Origin of the sequence: Vibrio olivae, assembly GCF_042428525.1 — a bacterium.
Lineage (GTDB): Bacteria > Pseudomonadota > Gammaproteobacteria > Enterobacterales > Vibrionaceae > Vibrio > Vibrio olivae.
Window position 1 is genome coordinate 55059 of the sequence record NZ_JBHMEP010000014.1, and the last position, 12604, is coordinate 67662.

General features: G+C 45.4%; 16 protein-coding genes. 6 read left to right on the plus strand and 10 right to left on the minus strand.

The window, feature by feature from the left end:
• Nucleotides 1-54: 54 nt before the first annotated feature.
• The 4 genes from ACFFUV_RS21740 to ACFFUV_RS21755 all read left to right on the plus strand — a co-directional run bounded on the left by ACFFUV_RS21740 (nucleotide 55) and on the right by ACFFUV_RS21755 (nucleotide 3720).
• On the plus strand, nucleotides 55-762 hold the full coding sequence (locus tag ACFFUV_RS21740; protein WP_390197439.1) for an ABC transporter ATP-binding protein: 708 nt from the start codon (nucleotides 55-57) through the stop codon (nucleotides 760-762).
• Nucleotides 759-2018 (plus strand): ABC transporter permease, encoded by a 1260-nt coding sequence (locus tag ACFFUV_RS21745; protein ID WP_390197443.1) that lies wholly within the window; start codon nucleotides 759-761, stop codon nucleotides 2016-2018. The genes ACFFUV_RS21740 and ACFFUV_RS21745 overlap by 4 nt, the downstream gene beginning before the upstream one ends.
• Before the next feature lie 32 nt (nucleotides 2019-2050).
• Entirely contained in the window at nucleotides 2051-2524 is a 474-nt protein-coding gene (locus tag ACFFUV_RS21750; protein ID WP_390197488.1) for a DUF3299 domain-containing protein, read from the plus strand.
• Between the two features lie 299 nt (nucleotides 2525-2823).
• Nucleotides 2824-3720 carry a TIGR03899 family protein gene (locus ACFFUV_RS21755; RefSeq protein ID WP_390197446.1) on the plus strand — a complete coding sequence of 299 codons (897 nt, stop codon included), beginning with the start codon at nucleotides 2824-2826 and terminating at the stop codon, nucleotides 3718-3720.
• A 73-nt stretch (nucleotides 3721-3793) separates the two neighbouring features.
• On the opposite strand, the gene pgi is transcribed toward ACFFUV_RS21755, so the two are convergent.
• Nucleotides 3794-5449, minus strand: a complete 1656-nt coding sequence (gene pgi, locus ACFFUV_RS21760; protein ID WP_390197450.1) for a glucose-6-phosphate isomerase — start codon at nucleotides 5447-5449, stop codon at nucleotides 3794-3796.
• A gap of 303 nt (nucleotides 5450-5752) precedes the next feature.
• On the opposite strand from pgi, the gene ACFFUV_RS21765 reads away from it, so the two are divergent.
• Nucleotides 5753-6172, plus strand: coding sequence for a secondary thiamine-phosphate synthase enzyme YjbQ (locus ACFFUV_RS21765; RefSeq protein WP_390197454.1), 420 nt, complete (start codon nucleotides 5753-5755; stop codon nucleotides 6170-6172).
• Nucleotides 6173-6214: 42 nt separating this feature from the next.
• Here the strand turns inward: ACFFUV_RS21765 and alr are convergent, their stop codons facing one another.
• Nucleotides 6215-7297, minus strand: coding sequence for an alanine racemase (alr, locus tag ACFFUV_RS21770; RefSeq protein ID WP_390197457.1), 1083 nt, complete (start codon nucleotides 7295-7297; stop codon nucleotides 6215-6217).
• Between the two features lie 5 nt (nucleotides 7298-7302).
• Entirely contained in the window at nucleotides 7303-8724 is a 1422-nt protein-coding gene (locus ACFFUV_RS21775) for a replicative DNA helicase (protein WP_390197459.1), read from the minus strand.
• A gap of 173 nt (nucleotides 8725-8897) precedes the next feature.
• Here ACFFUV_RS21775 and ACFFUV_RS21780 point away from each other — a divergent pair, with 173 nt between their 5' ends.
• Nucleotides 8898-9665 carry a DUF481 domain-containing protein gene (locus ACFFUV_RS21780; protein ID WP_390197462.1) on the plus strand — a complete coding sequence of 256 codons (768 nt, stop codon included), beginning with the start codon at nucleotides 8898-8900 and terminating at the stop codon, nucleotides 9663-9665.
• 92 nt (nucleotides 9666-9757) lie between these two features.
• On the opposite strand, the gene rplI is transcribed toward ACFFUV_RS21780, so the two are convergent.
• From rplI to ACFFUV_RS21815, 7 genes are all read right to left on the minus strand, one after another.
• Nucleotides 9758-10210, minus strand: a complete 453-nt coding sequence (gene rplI, locus ACFFUV_RS21785) for a 50S ribosomal protein L9 (RefSeq protein WP_390197465.1) — start codon at nucleotides 10208-10210, stop codon at nucleotides 9758-9760.
• 33 nt (nucleotides 10211-10243) lie between these two features.
• Nucleotides 10244-10471, minus strand: coding sequence for a 30S ribosomal protein S18 (gene rpsR / locus ACFFUV_RS21790; RefSeq protein ID WP_000090472.1), 228 nt, complete (start codon nucleotides 10469-10471; stop codon nucleotides 10244-10246).
• A gap of 14 nt (nucleotides 10472-10485) precedes the next feature.
• On the minus strand, nucleotides 10486-10788 hold the full coding sequence (gene priB, locus ACFFUV_RS21795) for a primosomal replication protein N (RefSeq protein WP_390197468.1): 303 nt from the start codon (nucleotides 10786-10788) through the stop codon (nucleotides 10486-10488).
• An 8-nt stretch (nucleotides 10789-10796) separates the two neighbouring features.
• A complete protein-coding gene (rpsF, locus tag ACFFUV_RS21800; protein WP_390197472.1) occupies nucleotides 10797-11186 on the minus strand; it encodes a 30S ribosomal protein S6 in 390 nt (129 codons plus the stop codon).
• 197 nt (nucleotides 11187-11383) lie between these two features.
• A complete protein-coding gene (gene bfr, locus ACFFUV_RS21805; protein ID WP_390197474.1) occupies nucleotides 11384-11860 on the minus strand; it encodes a bacterioferritin in 477 nt (158 codons plus the stop codon).
• A gap of 85 nt (nucleotides 11861-11945) precedes the next feature.
• Nucleotides 11946-12134: a (2Fe-2S)-binding protein gene (locus ACFFUV_RS21810; protein WP_390197477.1), complete on the minus strand. Its 189-nt coding sequence runs from the start codon at nucleotides 12132-12134 to the stop codon at nucleotides 11946-11948.
• A gap of 330 nt (nucleotides 12135-12464) precedes the next feature.
• A partial coding sequence (locus ACFFUV_RS21815; RefSeq protein ID WP_446697920.1) for an EF-Tu C-terminal domain-related protein occupies nucleotides 12465-12604 on the minus strand: 140 nt, incomplete at its 5' end.

A 12604-nucleotide genomic window follows, 5' to 3' on the forward strand; every position in this document is an offset into this window, starting at 1 on the left:
GGATAAACACCAACCTCTTCTGAGGTTGGTGTGTTGTGAAGGACCCCACTTGTTATGAGTATTTCAACCAACGCCAAGGTGATTGGACTCGAAAACGTACGTTTTGCATGGCAAGCCAATAGTGAACCGACCCTAATCATTGATGAACTGGCTATCGAACGAGGTGAGCACGTGTTTATCAAAGGACCTAGCGGCTGCGGTAAATCGACACTACTGAGCTTGCTGACTGGCATCAACCACACACAAAGCGGAAACGTAACCGTTCTTGGTCACGATCTCACTGGTTTAAATGGCCGTCAGCGCGATCTGTTTCGTGCTGAACATATTGGCTATATCTTTCAGCAATTCAATTTGCTGCCATACCTCAACGTACTTGAAAACGTGACGCTACCTTGTCAATTTTCGGCAAAGCGCAGACAACGAGTCGATGGCGACCTCAATCACCAAGCCAGGCAGTTGCTTAAGCGCTTACATCTGCCTGAAACTTGTATTGATAAACCCGTGGTGACGCTCAGTATTGGCCAGCAGCAACGTGTGGCAGCAGCGCGTGCCTTGATTGGTCAGCCACCGCTGATTATCGCCGATGAACCCACGTCATCACTCGATTACGACAACCGCAGTGCATTTATTGAATTACTGCAAGAGCAGGTCTCGCAAGCCGACGCCACTCTACTCTTTGTTAGTCATGATCCAACGCTCGAGCCTCTCTTTGATCGCACGATTGCCCTTGCCGATATCAACCAAGCAGGGAGAGTGTCATGAAAACGACGTTAAACTTGGCATGGAAAAGCGTGGCTAACCGTAAAGCCACCGCAATGCTCACCATCTTGACCGTGGCGATCTCCGTGGTCTTACTGATGGGGGTTGAACGAATTCGTACGCAAGCGAAAAGCAGTTTTGCCAATACGATTTCAAGCACTGACTTAATTGTTGGCGGGCGTTCAGGACAAGTAAACTTGCTGCTTTACTCGGTATTTCGCATTGGTAATGCCACCAATAATATCGACTGGAAAAGCTACCAAGAGTTCGCACAAAATCCAGCCGTCAAATGGGCAATTCCAATTTCATTGGGCGACTCCCACCGTGGTTTTCGCGTCATGGGTACCAATCATAGCTATTTCGAGCATTATCGTTATGGTCAAAAACAGCCATTAGAATTCACTCAAGGTCATGAGTTTAATGGTTTATTCGATACGGTTATTGGCTCTGATGTCGCTAAATCTCTGGGCTATCATGTAGGCAGTGAAATCATCATTGCTCACGGTATTAGTGACGTCGCCTTTAGTCGTCACGATACATTACCGTTTAAAGTGGTGGGAATTCTGGCGCCAACCGGAACCCCGGTAGACAAAACTGTGCACGTCTCGCTTGAAGCCATTGAAGCCATTCATGTTGGCTGGGAATCTGGCGCGCACTTAGGCAACACGCCAGATGCCAAGACCTTGCGTGAGCGCGACTTTACACCCAATCAGATTACCGCCATGTTATTGGGACTTAAATCGAAAATTCAGACATTTTCACTGCAGCGACAAATTAATACCTATCCCAAAGAACCGCTCAGTGCGATTATTCCAGGCGTAGCTCTTCAGGAGTTATGGGGCATGATGTCAGTGGCTGAACAGGCGTTGATGGCGGTTTCCATCTTTGTGGTGGTCTCCGGTCTACTTGGCATGCTAAGTAGCCTCTTAACCAGTCTCCAAGAGCGACGTCGAGAGATGGCAATTCTGCGTGCAATGGGGGCTCGTCCAAGGCATGTCTTTACTCTATTAGTGCTGGAAGCAAGTGTACTCACCAGCATTGGTATTGTCGTCGGCATTATCCTGCTCTACGCACTTTTGGCGGTTGCACATCCGTTAATTCAGCATCAGTACGGAATTAACGTCGCGATGACCTCAATTACCTCACATGAGTGGCTACTTATCGGCTGCGTTCAACTGGCCGGTATGGTTATTGGCTTTATTCCGGCTTTTCGAGCCTATCGCCAATCACTCAGTGATGGCATGACAATTAGGATTTAATCATTATGCTCAAACCGTTTTTTACTCGGCTTATGACGATCATCAGCTTAACCATGGTCACGACATTTGCCCAAGCTGAGGTTCTAGACCTCAACTGGATCGATTTGATTCCACAAAATGAACGCAACCAATTTGACGCTAACGGAATGCCTATGCCCAACCATGACGGTGGCGCGGCGAAACAGTCTCAAATCGGTGGGACGCGCTCTGAACTCAATGGTAGCCAAATCAAAATACCGGGATTTGTGATTCCGTTAGAAGGGGATGAAAACACAGTCACTGAATTCTTGTTAGTCCCTTACTTTGGTGCCTGTATTCATGTTCCGCCACCGCCACCGAACCAAATTATCTATGTTAAGTTCCCACAGGGCGCTCCCGTTCAGCAGCTTTGGGATGTCATTTATTTGGTGGGAACATTGAAAACAGAATCCATCAGTACCGACTTGGCAACAACCGCTTATGTGGTTGAAGGCCAACGTATTGAAGCCTATGAGGATGGCGAATAAGGTATTAGTTCAAAAGTGTGCAATAAGCGCCTGTTGAGCGCCTGAGTTATTGAATATAATCTGAGAGGTAAGCTAATGCCCCAACATAGATTGAAAATACTAGGGCAATCGACAGGTGTTTTTTTATTTTACTCATAGTCGTATTTCATCGATTAATAAAATAATAATAACAATTTTAACAAGTTATTATCATTTATGGTAGCGTATTTTTCGAAACAACATCACACGCTTTCGATGGCGAGTTACTCAATGACTCGCTAGAGTAAAATTTCTCATAGCCAGCAAACTGAGTAGAGTGCATGACAGATCCCAAACAACCGGTGATCATCGATCATCAAGCCGATGAATCCCCTCGTTACGAAAAAAAATCCAATTACATCAAAGAGAGTGGAGACCGGATTGAAAGCATCGCACGTCATCACGGCTTAGACGCCCTGCTCTCGTCACAGAAACCAGAAAAAACGACGCTCGAACGGGCGCTCGTTCGCGAACGCAAACGGAAAGAACAGCAACAAAAAAACCTCGAAAAGATTCTGAAAGTCGCTTATGCCTCGTGCAAAAAAGAAACCGCTGGTGATCCCGACCAAGATTGGCTCCAGCGTTTTTTTGACATGGCCAAAGACATTCACAACACCTCAATGCAAAAGTTATGGGCGCAAGTGCTCAAACGCGAAGTGACCAATCCTGGCTCAACCTCAATGAAGGCGCTGCAGATTCTCAAAGACATGACGCCGAAAGAAGCACAAATTCTTCAACGCGTCGCCTCTCTTTCGTGTCATTTTGGCGCCGATAGCAGCTTAAAGTTTCTCATTGGTTTACGTGCGCAAGGCGGTATTTTCAGCTTTGGTAAACGCAACTTAACCAATAACCTCAATCTTGGTCATTTTCAGTTGAATTACTCCAGCCTGTTGGTGTTGTTTGAACTTGGTATCATGCATGCTACAGAACTCGAGTCAGGTGAAATTGGGCTTGAAACACCCCTCTCCCTAGGTTACCAAGGAAAAAACCTATCACTGCAAGCACAAAACCGTGGCGTTCACCTGCTGTATTATCGCTTTACACCCACGGGAAACGAGCTGTGTAAACTGCTGGGTAACAAACCCAACATGCAATACTACGATGAAATGGTGGCTCTACTGAGCCAGAAATTCTCCGTACATACCGATGTGCAATCCACGATTCACCACACCGTTTAGTCACCGCACATCGTGATTTACACCAATAAAAAAAGAGCGCTCATGGAGCGCTCTTTTCTATACAAACGTCAACTTATTGCGCTTTATACGCTTTAAATGCGTTGATAAGGCCATTGGTTGAACTATCGTGGCTCGTCACTTTCGCATCATCAGCCAGTTCAGGAAGAATTTGGTTTGCTAGCTGCTTACCAAGTTCAACACCCCATTGGTCAAAAGTGAAGATATTCCAAATCACACCTTGAACAAAGATTTTATGCTCATACATGGCAATCAAGTTACCCAGTGTGCGAGGCGTAATCTCTTTAACCAAAATTGAGTTGGTTGGACGGTTACCTTCAAATACTTTAAATGGAACCAGCTCTGCCACTTCTTCAGCCGATTTACCTGCCGCTTCCAATTCAGCTTTTACGGTTTCAGCCGATTTACCAAACGCTAATGCTTCGGTTTGAGCAAAGAAGTTAGACATCAGTTTTTGATGATGATCGCCCGTTGGGTTGTGGCTGATAGCCGGTGCGATAAAGTCACAAGGAATCAGTTTTGTACCTTGGTGAATTAACTGATAGAACGCATGTTGGCCATTGGTGCCTGGCTCACCCCAGATAATTGGGCCAGTTTGATAAGTCACTGGGTTACCATCACGGTCCATAAACTTACCATTCGATTCCATATTGCCTTGTTGGAAGTAGGCAGCAAAGCGATGCATGTATTGGTCGTAAGGAAGAATCGCTTCTGACTCAGCACCGTGGAAGTTATTGTACCAAATACCAATCAACGCCAGAATCACCGGAATGTTGCTTTCAAGCTCAGCGGTCGCGAAATGCTTATCCATCTGATGAGCGCCATCAAGTAACTCAACGAAGTTATCAAAGCCAATAGAAAGCGCAATAGAAAGACCGATTGCAGACCATAGAGAATAGCGACCACCAACCCAGTCCCAGAATTCAAACATGTTGTCAGTATCGATGCCAAATTCAGATACCGCAGTGGCGTTAGTTGAAAGCGCAGCAAAGTGCTTAGCCACGTGTGCTTGGTCACCTGCCGTGGCCAAGAACCAATCACGAGCCGTGTGGGCATTCGTCATCGTTTCTTGAGTAGTAAACGTTTTAGAGGCGATCAAAAACAGGGTTGTTTCCGGGTTTAATGGCTTCAATGTTTCAACAATATGAGTACCATCAACGTTAGACACAAAATGCATGTTCAGATGGTTGGTGTAAGGAGCAAGCGCTTCAGTCACCATATATGGACCAAGGTCAGAACCACCGATACCAATATTCACAACGTCAGTAATTGCTTTACCTGTATACCCCTTCCATTCACCGCCGATCACGCGATCGGTAAACGATTTGATTTTATCCAACACAGCGTTAACCGCTGGCATAACATCTTCACCATCAACCACGATTGGCGTGTTGCTGCGATTGCGAAGCGCCGTATGCAGCACAGCACGACCTTCCGTACGGTTGATTTTCTCACCGTTGAACATCGCTTCAATGGCTGACTTTAGCTCTGACTCTTTTGCCAAAGCAAAAAGGTGACTCAAGGTCTCTTCATTGATTAGGTTCTTAGAGTAATCAACTAGAATGTCAGAACCAAACTGAGCAGAATACTGCTCAAAACGCTGTGGGTTTTGGGCAAACAGGTCTTGTAAATCCATGTCCTGTGCCGATTCAAAGTGGGCAGTCAGCGCTTTCCAAGCTTGAGTCTGAGTTGGATTGATGTTTTTCAGCATAATATGCGTCCCGAAGTTACAGTGGTCTCATTCTAAGCCAAGCATAAATCATCGCTACACTTGGTAGAACTCCCGATTTTTAGAATAGAAAAAAGTTTGGTCTCTGCGACGTTAAGTGTCAGCAAAAACTTTGTAATTAATTTTCAATGTGCAATTATGACCCAGCTATGTTGCACCATCATTGAGATATATCACGATAACTTAGATAGGCGTTACTAAGCAATGTCACTGAGTAATATAGGCAAGTGGACTCAACATAGCGTCTAACGATTGATTTGCCAAATGAATTATCAAGGATTCAATATGTGGAAACAGAAAAGCATTCAACTTAGGGCTCGTTCTCGCGGTTTTCACCTAGTCACTGATGAAATTGAACAACAAATTCCCGAGATTTCTGACTACTCTGTCGGAATATTACACCTATTCATTCAGCACACATCCGCCAGTTTGACCATCAATGAAAACGCCGATCCCACGGTACGCTCGGATATGGAAAAACACTTCAACCATTCGGTTCCAGAACGTGCACCTTATTACCAACACACTTATGAAGGCGACGATGATATGCCGGCCCATATAAAGACGTCGACCCTTGGCTGCAGTCTCACGATTCCTATAGCCAATGGACGTCTCGCTTTAGGTACTTGGCAAGGGATCTACTTAGGTGAACATCGCGACTACGGTGGCCAGCGCCGCTTAATTGCGACGTTACAAGGGGAATAACCGTCGTCAAAAAAAGAGGCTTGAAGCCTCTTTTTATTGGATCTAACTATATTGCATCTCAACACGCGGCGTTAGCTTAGTCACTAACTCATAAGCAATCGTACCGATGTGCTGAGCCACCTCTTCAACAGGAAGAGCCTCTCCCCATAAAATCGCTTCATCACCCACCACGTCGCTGGCATTCGGGCCTAAATCGACCGTCAACATATCCATCGAAACACGCCCAGCAATCGGCACCTTACGACCATTGACCATCACTGGTGTGCCATTCGGAGCCATTCTCGGGTAACCATCACCATAACCTATCGCGATCACACCCACTTTGGTATCACGTTGACTGGTCCACGCTGCGCCGTAGCCCACGCTTTCTCCCGTTTTCACTTCTCGAACTGCGATGAGATGTGATTTCAGGGTCATGACGGGCTTATAACCCAGCTCACCAGCAGTTTTATCACCAAACGGCGATACACCATACATGATAATACCCGGCCTCACCCATTCAAGGTGACTATCCGGCCACGCTAACAAGCCTGCAGAAGCGGCTAAAGAACGTTCACCTTGCAAGCCTTGAGTTAACGATAAGAACTGGTCAATCTGCTGGGGAGTGGTCGAGCTCTCGAGTTCATCGGCGCAGCCAAAGTGGCTAATATACCGCAATGACTTTGCCACATTTTCACACGCGTCTAAACGTGCAGCAAAAGAGGAGAACTGTTCAGGACGCACGCCAAGACGATGCATACCACTATCAATTTTGAGCCAAACCACAACTGGCGCATCCAACGATGCTTGCTCTAAGGCCGCCAACTGCTCCTCGCAATGGACGACTGTTTGAATATTATTAGTCACCAGCACCGGCAGATCAGAGGCGTTATAGAACCCTTCCAACAATAAGATAGGTTTAGCCACACCGCAGGCTCTAAGCTGAAGAGCTTCTTCAATACGCGCCACACCAAAGCTATCTGCGTTAGGGACATGAGTCGCGACATGTCGTAGCCCGTGCCCATACCCGTTCGCTTTCACCACCGCCATGAGTTTGCTATTGGGCGCTTTAGCCTGAAGTAATTGAAAATTATGTTGCAATGCACTCAAGTCAACACAAGCGGTTGCAGCTTTCATATAACTCATACGGCTTACTCATCGTCATCGAACGCAGGTCCTGCGTAATTATCAAAGCGGGAATATTGTCCTTGGAAGGTTAAACGTACTGAGCCGATAGGACCGTTACGTTGTTTACCTAAGATGATCTCGGCGGTGCCTTTCATCGTGCTGTCTGGGTGATAAACTTCATCACGGTAAATGAACATGATCAAATCGGCATCTTGCTCGATAGAGCCAGATTCACGTAAGTCAGAGTTTACTGGGCGTTTGTCCGCACGTTGCTCCAACGAGCGGTTAAGCTGAGACAGGGCAACAACAGGAACGTTTAACTCTTTCGCCAAAGCTTTTAGTGAGCGAGAAATTTCCGCAATCTCTAGCGTTCGGTTGTCAGACATTGACGGCACACGCATAAGCTGCAGATAGTCGACCATGATCAAGGATAACCCACCGTGATCGCGCGCGATACGTCGAGCACGTGAACGCACTTCCGTTGGAGTCAGGCCGGAGCTATCGTCGATATACATATTCTTCTTCTCCATGAGGATACCCATGGTCGAAGAGATACGCGCCCAATCTTCGTCATCAAGCTGACCGGTACGGATTTTTGTTTGGTCAACACGTGATAAAGAGGCCAACATCCTCATCATGATCTGCTCTGCTGGCATCTCCAGCGAGAAAATTAAAACTGGCTTTTCTTGCTCCATCGCCGCGTTTTCACACAGGTTCATCGCAAAAGTGGTTTTCCCCATCGACGGACGCGCAGCAACAATCACCAAATCGGAACCTTGTAATCCCGCCGTTTTCTTATTGAGATCGGTAAATCCGGTGCTCACACCTGTCACACCGTCTTGCGGTGTTTTATACAATAACTCTATGCGTTCGAGCGTCTTCTCAAGAATATTATCAACATTCTGCGGGCCCTCATTCTCGTTGGTGCGAGATTCGGCAATGGCGAACACTTTACTCTCGGCAAGGTCAAGCAGATCTTCTGAGTCGCGCCCCTGAGGATCATACCCAGCATCGGCAATCTCATTAGCGACACCGATTAACTGACGAACCAATGCACGCTCAGCAACGATATCGGCATAAGCGTTAATGTTGGCCGCACTCGGCGTATTTTTCACTAAGTCAGCAAGGTAGGCGAAGCCGCCAACATCATCCAACTGCTCGCGCTGCTCTAAGAACTCAGAGAGAGTGATAAGGTCAAGTGGCTTACTGTCTTCAAGAATCGATTGAACCGCTTCAAAAACTAAGCGATGAGGACGGCTATAAAAATCGCTTGCACGAACACGCTCAGCAACCGTATCCCAACGTTCGTTATCCAGTAACAGGCCCCCGATCACTGACTGCTCAGCCTCCAAAGAATGTGGTGGCACTTTGATAGCTTCGACTTGCGCATCTTTATATTGGCGCTGTCGATTGTCTTTTTTAAAATCTGATCTGCTGTCTGGCATCTTGTTACTCAATCACGTCTCAATAACACACCATTATAACCAGAATATAAGATTTGTAATTATCTCTGGCGGCTTTGTTTTTTCTCATGCAGAATTAACCGTCTGTTGACGGTTCTGCGAACTGAGTTCTTTATTATTCGCCCATTCATCTTATCAATACCATGAGGATTTTCGTGTCGAAACTTTGGCTAGTTGGAACAAGTCTATTATTTGTTTCACTTGCGCACGCTCAAGAAACCGAACAAAGTAAACCCAACGACATCGAAGTCCCATCACCTTGGGAAAGTGAGGTTGAATTCGGCTACCAGTCTCACAGCGGTAACTCCGATTCCGAATCACTGAACGCGCGCTTAAACGCAGAATATGTTTCTGGTCGCCACCGAACCAGCGGTGAGTGGAAGTTTTACTTACTGTATAAAAATGGTAAGGAGAACAAACGCCAGTCGACTTATACCTTACAAAGCGACTACAAGCTCGGCGCGAAAACCTACTTCTATACTAGCTTTAAAGGCATTGACTCTCGCTACAGTGCTTATTTCAAAGATTACACGCTCTCTGGTGGTTTAGGTTATCAGGTGACGAATACTGAGAAATTCTTGTTAGAAGTTGAGGCAGGCCCAGGTTTCCGTTATCAGGAACCAAACCTTGATGAAATTGATGACGATGACATTATTTTCCCTGAAACCGTTCAGGAAGGGATTTTTCGAGGTAACATCAACGCTCGCTGGAAACCGCTCAAGGTACTGACATTAACCGGCAACCTGACGGTGGTAACAGGTAACAGCAACACACGTACAGACATCGACCTGAGTACCATCAATAACATCACTGAAGATATTGCCTTAAAGTTAACCTACTCTCGTACCTCACATGATAAGGTCCCTGATGGACTCTATGATTCAGATTCGGTGTTTTCAGCCAACTTGCTGTTCGTTTTCTAACTGCTGCTCGCGTTTCCTTAAGACATAAAAAAACACCAGCCGAAGCTGGTGTTTTTCATTTCTTCAAAGAAGAATTCGTCTGATACTGAGTATTAGTCAGCAGCAACAACCTGTAGGTTTACAGTTGCGAATACTTCAGAGTGTAGCTGAACGCTCACTTCGAACTCACCAGTAGTACGTAGAGCACCTTCTGGAAGACGAACTTCACTTTTCGCTACTTCAACGCCAGCTGCAGTAATTGCATCAGCGATGTCACGAGTACCGATAGAACCGAACAGTTTACCTTCATCACCCGCTTTAGATACGATAACAACCGCTTCTAGTGCTTCAACTTTTTCAGCACGAGCTTGAGCAGCTTGAAGCTGTTCAGCAACTTTTGCTTCAAGTTCAGCGCGACGAGCTTCGAACATTTCAACGTTAGCTTTGGTTGCCATAACCGCTTTACCCTGAGGGATAAGGAAGTTACGAGCGTAACCAGATTTAACAGTTACTGAATCGCCAAGACCACCTAGGTTACCGATTTTATCAAGTAGAATAACTTGCATTGTTTAATCCTCTTTCTTAATAAACCGAACCGATTACTGATGCTTGTCAGTGTACGGAAGTAGAGCTAGGTAGCGAGAACGTTTGATCGCGCGAGCTAGTTGACGCTGGTATTTAGCACTTGTGCCAGTGATACGGCTAGGTACGATTTTACCAGCTTCAGTGATGTAGTTTTTAAGAGTTGCTACGTCTTTGTAATCAATCTCTTGTACGCCTTCTGCAGTAAAACGGCAGAATTTACGACGACGGAAGAAACGAGCCATGGGCTATCTCCTGATTAAATATGAGTAATGTTGTCAGCATGAAGCACTAATTTTCCCACACCATTTCGGCCGGTCTGGTAAGTAACAAAGCCACTTACCTTAATGCTACTGCCTTGCACTAATTCTTGAGTTAACAATGATGACCCTTTACCACTAACCACGACTGGCATACGACAATAAACTTGTCTTAGAAGCTCTGCCTCCATCATCGTTGAGCGATGCTCAAGCCAGAATCGGCAGTGCTCTATACCACTAGGGCTTTGGCTTCGAATCGGAGGCTTAGCAACAACGCCACTCAGCTCCATTCGATTGGTCATTTAATTGATTACTCAGCTGCTTCTGAGTTAGCTTCTGGCTTAGCTTCAGAACGCTCTTCACGACGTGGCGCGCGCTCTTCTTTTTGCTTAAGCATGATAGAAGGTTCAGTGATTGCAGCTTTAGTACGCATGATCATGTTACGTAGAACTGCATCGTTGAAACGGAAAGCAGTTTCCAGTTCATCGATTACAGCTTGGTCAGCTTCAACGTTCATTAGAACGTAGTGAGCTTTGTGAAGCTTGTTGATTGGGTAAGCCAGTTGACGACGACCCCAGTCTTCTAGACGGTGTACAGTACCGCCAGCTTCAGTGATAGAACCAGTGTAACGCTCGATCATGCCAGCAACTTGCTCGCTTTGATCAGGGTGCACCATGAATACGATTTCGTAATGACGCATTGGTTGCTCCTTACGGATTATTCAGCTTCCACAGTTGGCTCGGTCGTCCAGAGGAAGCAAGGAACGATTAAAATAGACCGAGAATTAAGGAGCCCGAATAGTACAGAAAGGGAGCAGATTAAGCAAGGGGAATTATTGCGCGGGAGAGCGAAAGGGGCCAAAAAGAAAACTGGACAGTTTACCCCCTAGAAATTCGATTATTCTTCGTCGACAAACTGCGCTTGGAGATAATTTTCGATACCGGTTTTTTCAATCAAGCCCAGTTGGGTTTCCAACCAGTCAACATGGTCTTCTTCGTCTTCAAGGATCTCTTGAAACAAGTCTCGAGAAACATAGTCGCGAATATCTTCCGCATAAGCAATGGCGTCTTTTAAATCCGGAATCGCTGCCATTTCCAATTTAAGATCGCATTCGAGCATCTCTTTGGTGTCTTCGCCGATCATCAGTTTACCGAGATCTTGAAGATTTGGAGTCCCTTCAAGAAACAGGACTCGCTCGATAAGATGATCCGCGTGTTTCATCTCGTCGATAGACTCGTGATATTCTTTGTCTGCGAGGTGCTTTAGACCCCAGTCTTTATACATCCTTGCATGAAGGAAATATTGGTTTATCGCAACCAGCTCATTGCCTAAAATTTTATTCAAATGTTGAATTATTATTGGATCGCCTTTCATGACAAAACCCTCCTCATTGGTTCTCCCTTAATATGAGAGATAAATGAGAAGGTGTCAAAATTTGGCGATAAATTAATCGCTTTAATTAACTCGCTTGTTGATATTGAATTTCAATCGTTTCGTTAATAATACTCTTCGCTTGCTTGACACATTTGCCGCATTGAGAGCCTAACGCTGTACACTTCTTGATACCTCGAACATCAGTGATACCCTCGTTTAGAACGAGCTTTTTGATCTTCTTATCCGAGACACCATGGCATAAACAGACATACATAAAGGCAACCTACTCAATACAACTTTAACCAACAACTTTTACTCGAATATAAACAAGAATTATTCTTGTTACCAGTTAAGTTTGGGTAAAATTTAGAAGAATTGGTTATAAAAAAACAGCTAAAAAGCGGAAGATTTAGAAAAATTATCGCGAGGCTTTAGAAAGGTCTAACCTAACAGGTTGTTTTATTAATGAAACTTATTTTCAGCTAAAAAGATAAGGCATGCTATCTCTTATAACCAAAATCAACTCTACTTGGAATAACACCAATAAAAAAGGGAAGCCGAAGCTTCCCTTTTACATAGCTAACAAAGATTAATTCATTAAGAATTAAGCGATGATTTTAGCTACAACACCAGCGCCTACTGTACGACCACCTTCGCGGATTGCGAAACGTAGACCTTCATCCATTGCGATTGGAGCGATTAGCTCTACAGTCATTTGGATGTTGTCGCCTGGCATTACCATTT

What these genes read in the sequence shown, in the direction of transcription:
- ACFFUV_RS21740 (WP_390197439.1), top strand. Translation starts at nt 55, where the DNA reads ATGAGTATTTCAACCAACGCCAAGGTGATTGGACTCGAAAACGTACGT.
- ACFFUV_RS21745 (WP_390197443.1), top strand. Translation starts at nt 759, where the DNA reads ATGAAAACGACGTTAAACTTGGCATGGAAAAGCGTGGCTAACCGTAAA.
- ACFFUV_RS21750 (WP_390197488.1), top strand. Translation starts at nt 2,051, where the DNA reads ATGACGATCATCAGCTTAACCATGGTCACGACATTTGCCCAAGCTGAG.
- ACFFUV_RS21755 (WP_390197446.1), top strand. Translation starts at nt 2,824, where the DNA reads ATGACAGATCCCAAACAACCGGTGATCATCGATCATCAAGCCGATGAA.
- pgi (WP_390197450.1), bottom strand. Translation starts at nt 5,449, where the DNA reads ATGCTGAAAAACATCAATCCAACTCAGACTCAAGCTTGGAAAGCGCTG.
- ACFFUV_RS21765 (WP_390197454.1), top strand. Translation starts at nt 5,753, where the DNA reads ATGTGGAAACAGAAAAGCATTCAACTTAGGGCTCGTTCTCGCGGTTTT.
- alr (WP_390197457.1), bottom strand. Translation starts at nt 7,297, where the DNA reads ATGAGTTATATGAAAGCTGCAACCGCTTGTGTTGACTTGAGTGCATTG.
- ACFFUV_RS21775 (WP_390197459.1), bottom strand. Translation starts at nt 8,724, where the DNA reads ATGCCAGACAGCAGATCAGATTTTAAAAAAGACAATCGACAGCGCCAA.
- rplI (WP_390197465.1), bottom strand. Translation starts at nt 10,210, where the DNA reads ATGCAAGTTATTCTACTTGATAAAATCGGTAACCTAGGTGGTCTTGGC.
- rpsR (WP_000090472.1), bottom strand. Translation starts at nt 10,471, where the DNA reads ATGGCTCGTTTCTTCCGTCGTCGTAAATTCTGCCGTTTTACTGCAGAA.
- priB (WP_390197468.1), bottom strand. Translation starts at nt 10,788, where the DNA reads ATGACCAATCGAATGGAGCTGAGTGGCGTTGTTGCTAAGCCTCCGATT.
- rpsF (WP_390197472.1), bottom strand. Translation starts at nt 11,186, where the DNA reads ATGCGTCATTACGAAATCGTATTCATGGTGCACCCTGATCAAAGCGAG.
- bfr (WP_390197474.1), bottom strand. Translation starts at nt 11,860, where the DNA reads ATGAAAGGCGATCCAATAATAATTCAACATTTGAATAAAATTTTAGGC.
- ACFFUV_RS21810 (WP_390197477.1), bottom strand. Translation starts at nt 12,134, where the DNA reads ATGTATGTCTGTTTATGCCATGGTGTCTCGGATAAGAAGATCAAAAAG.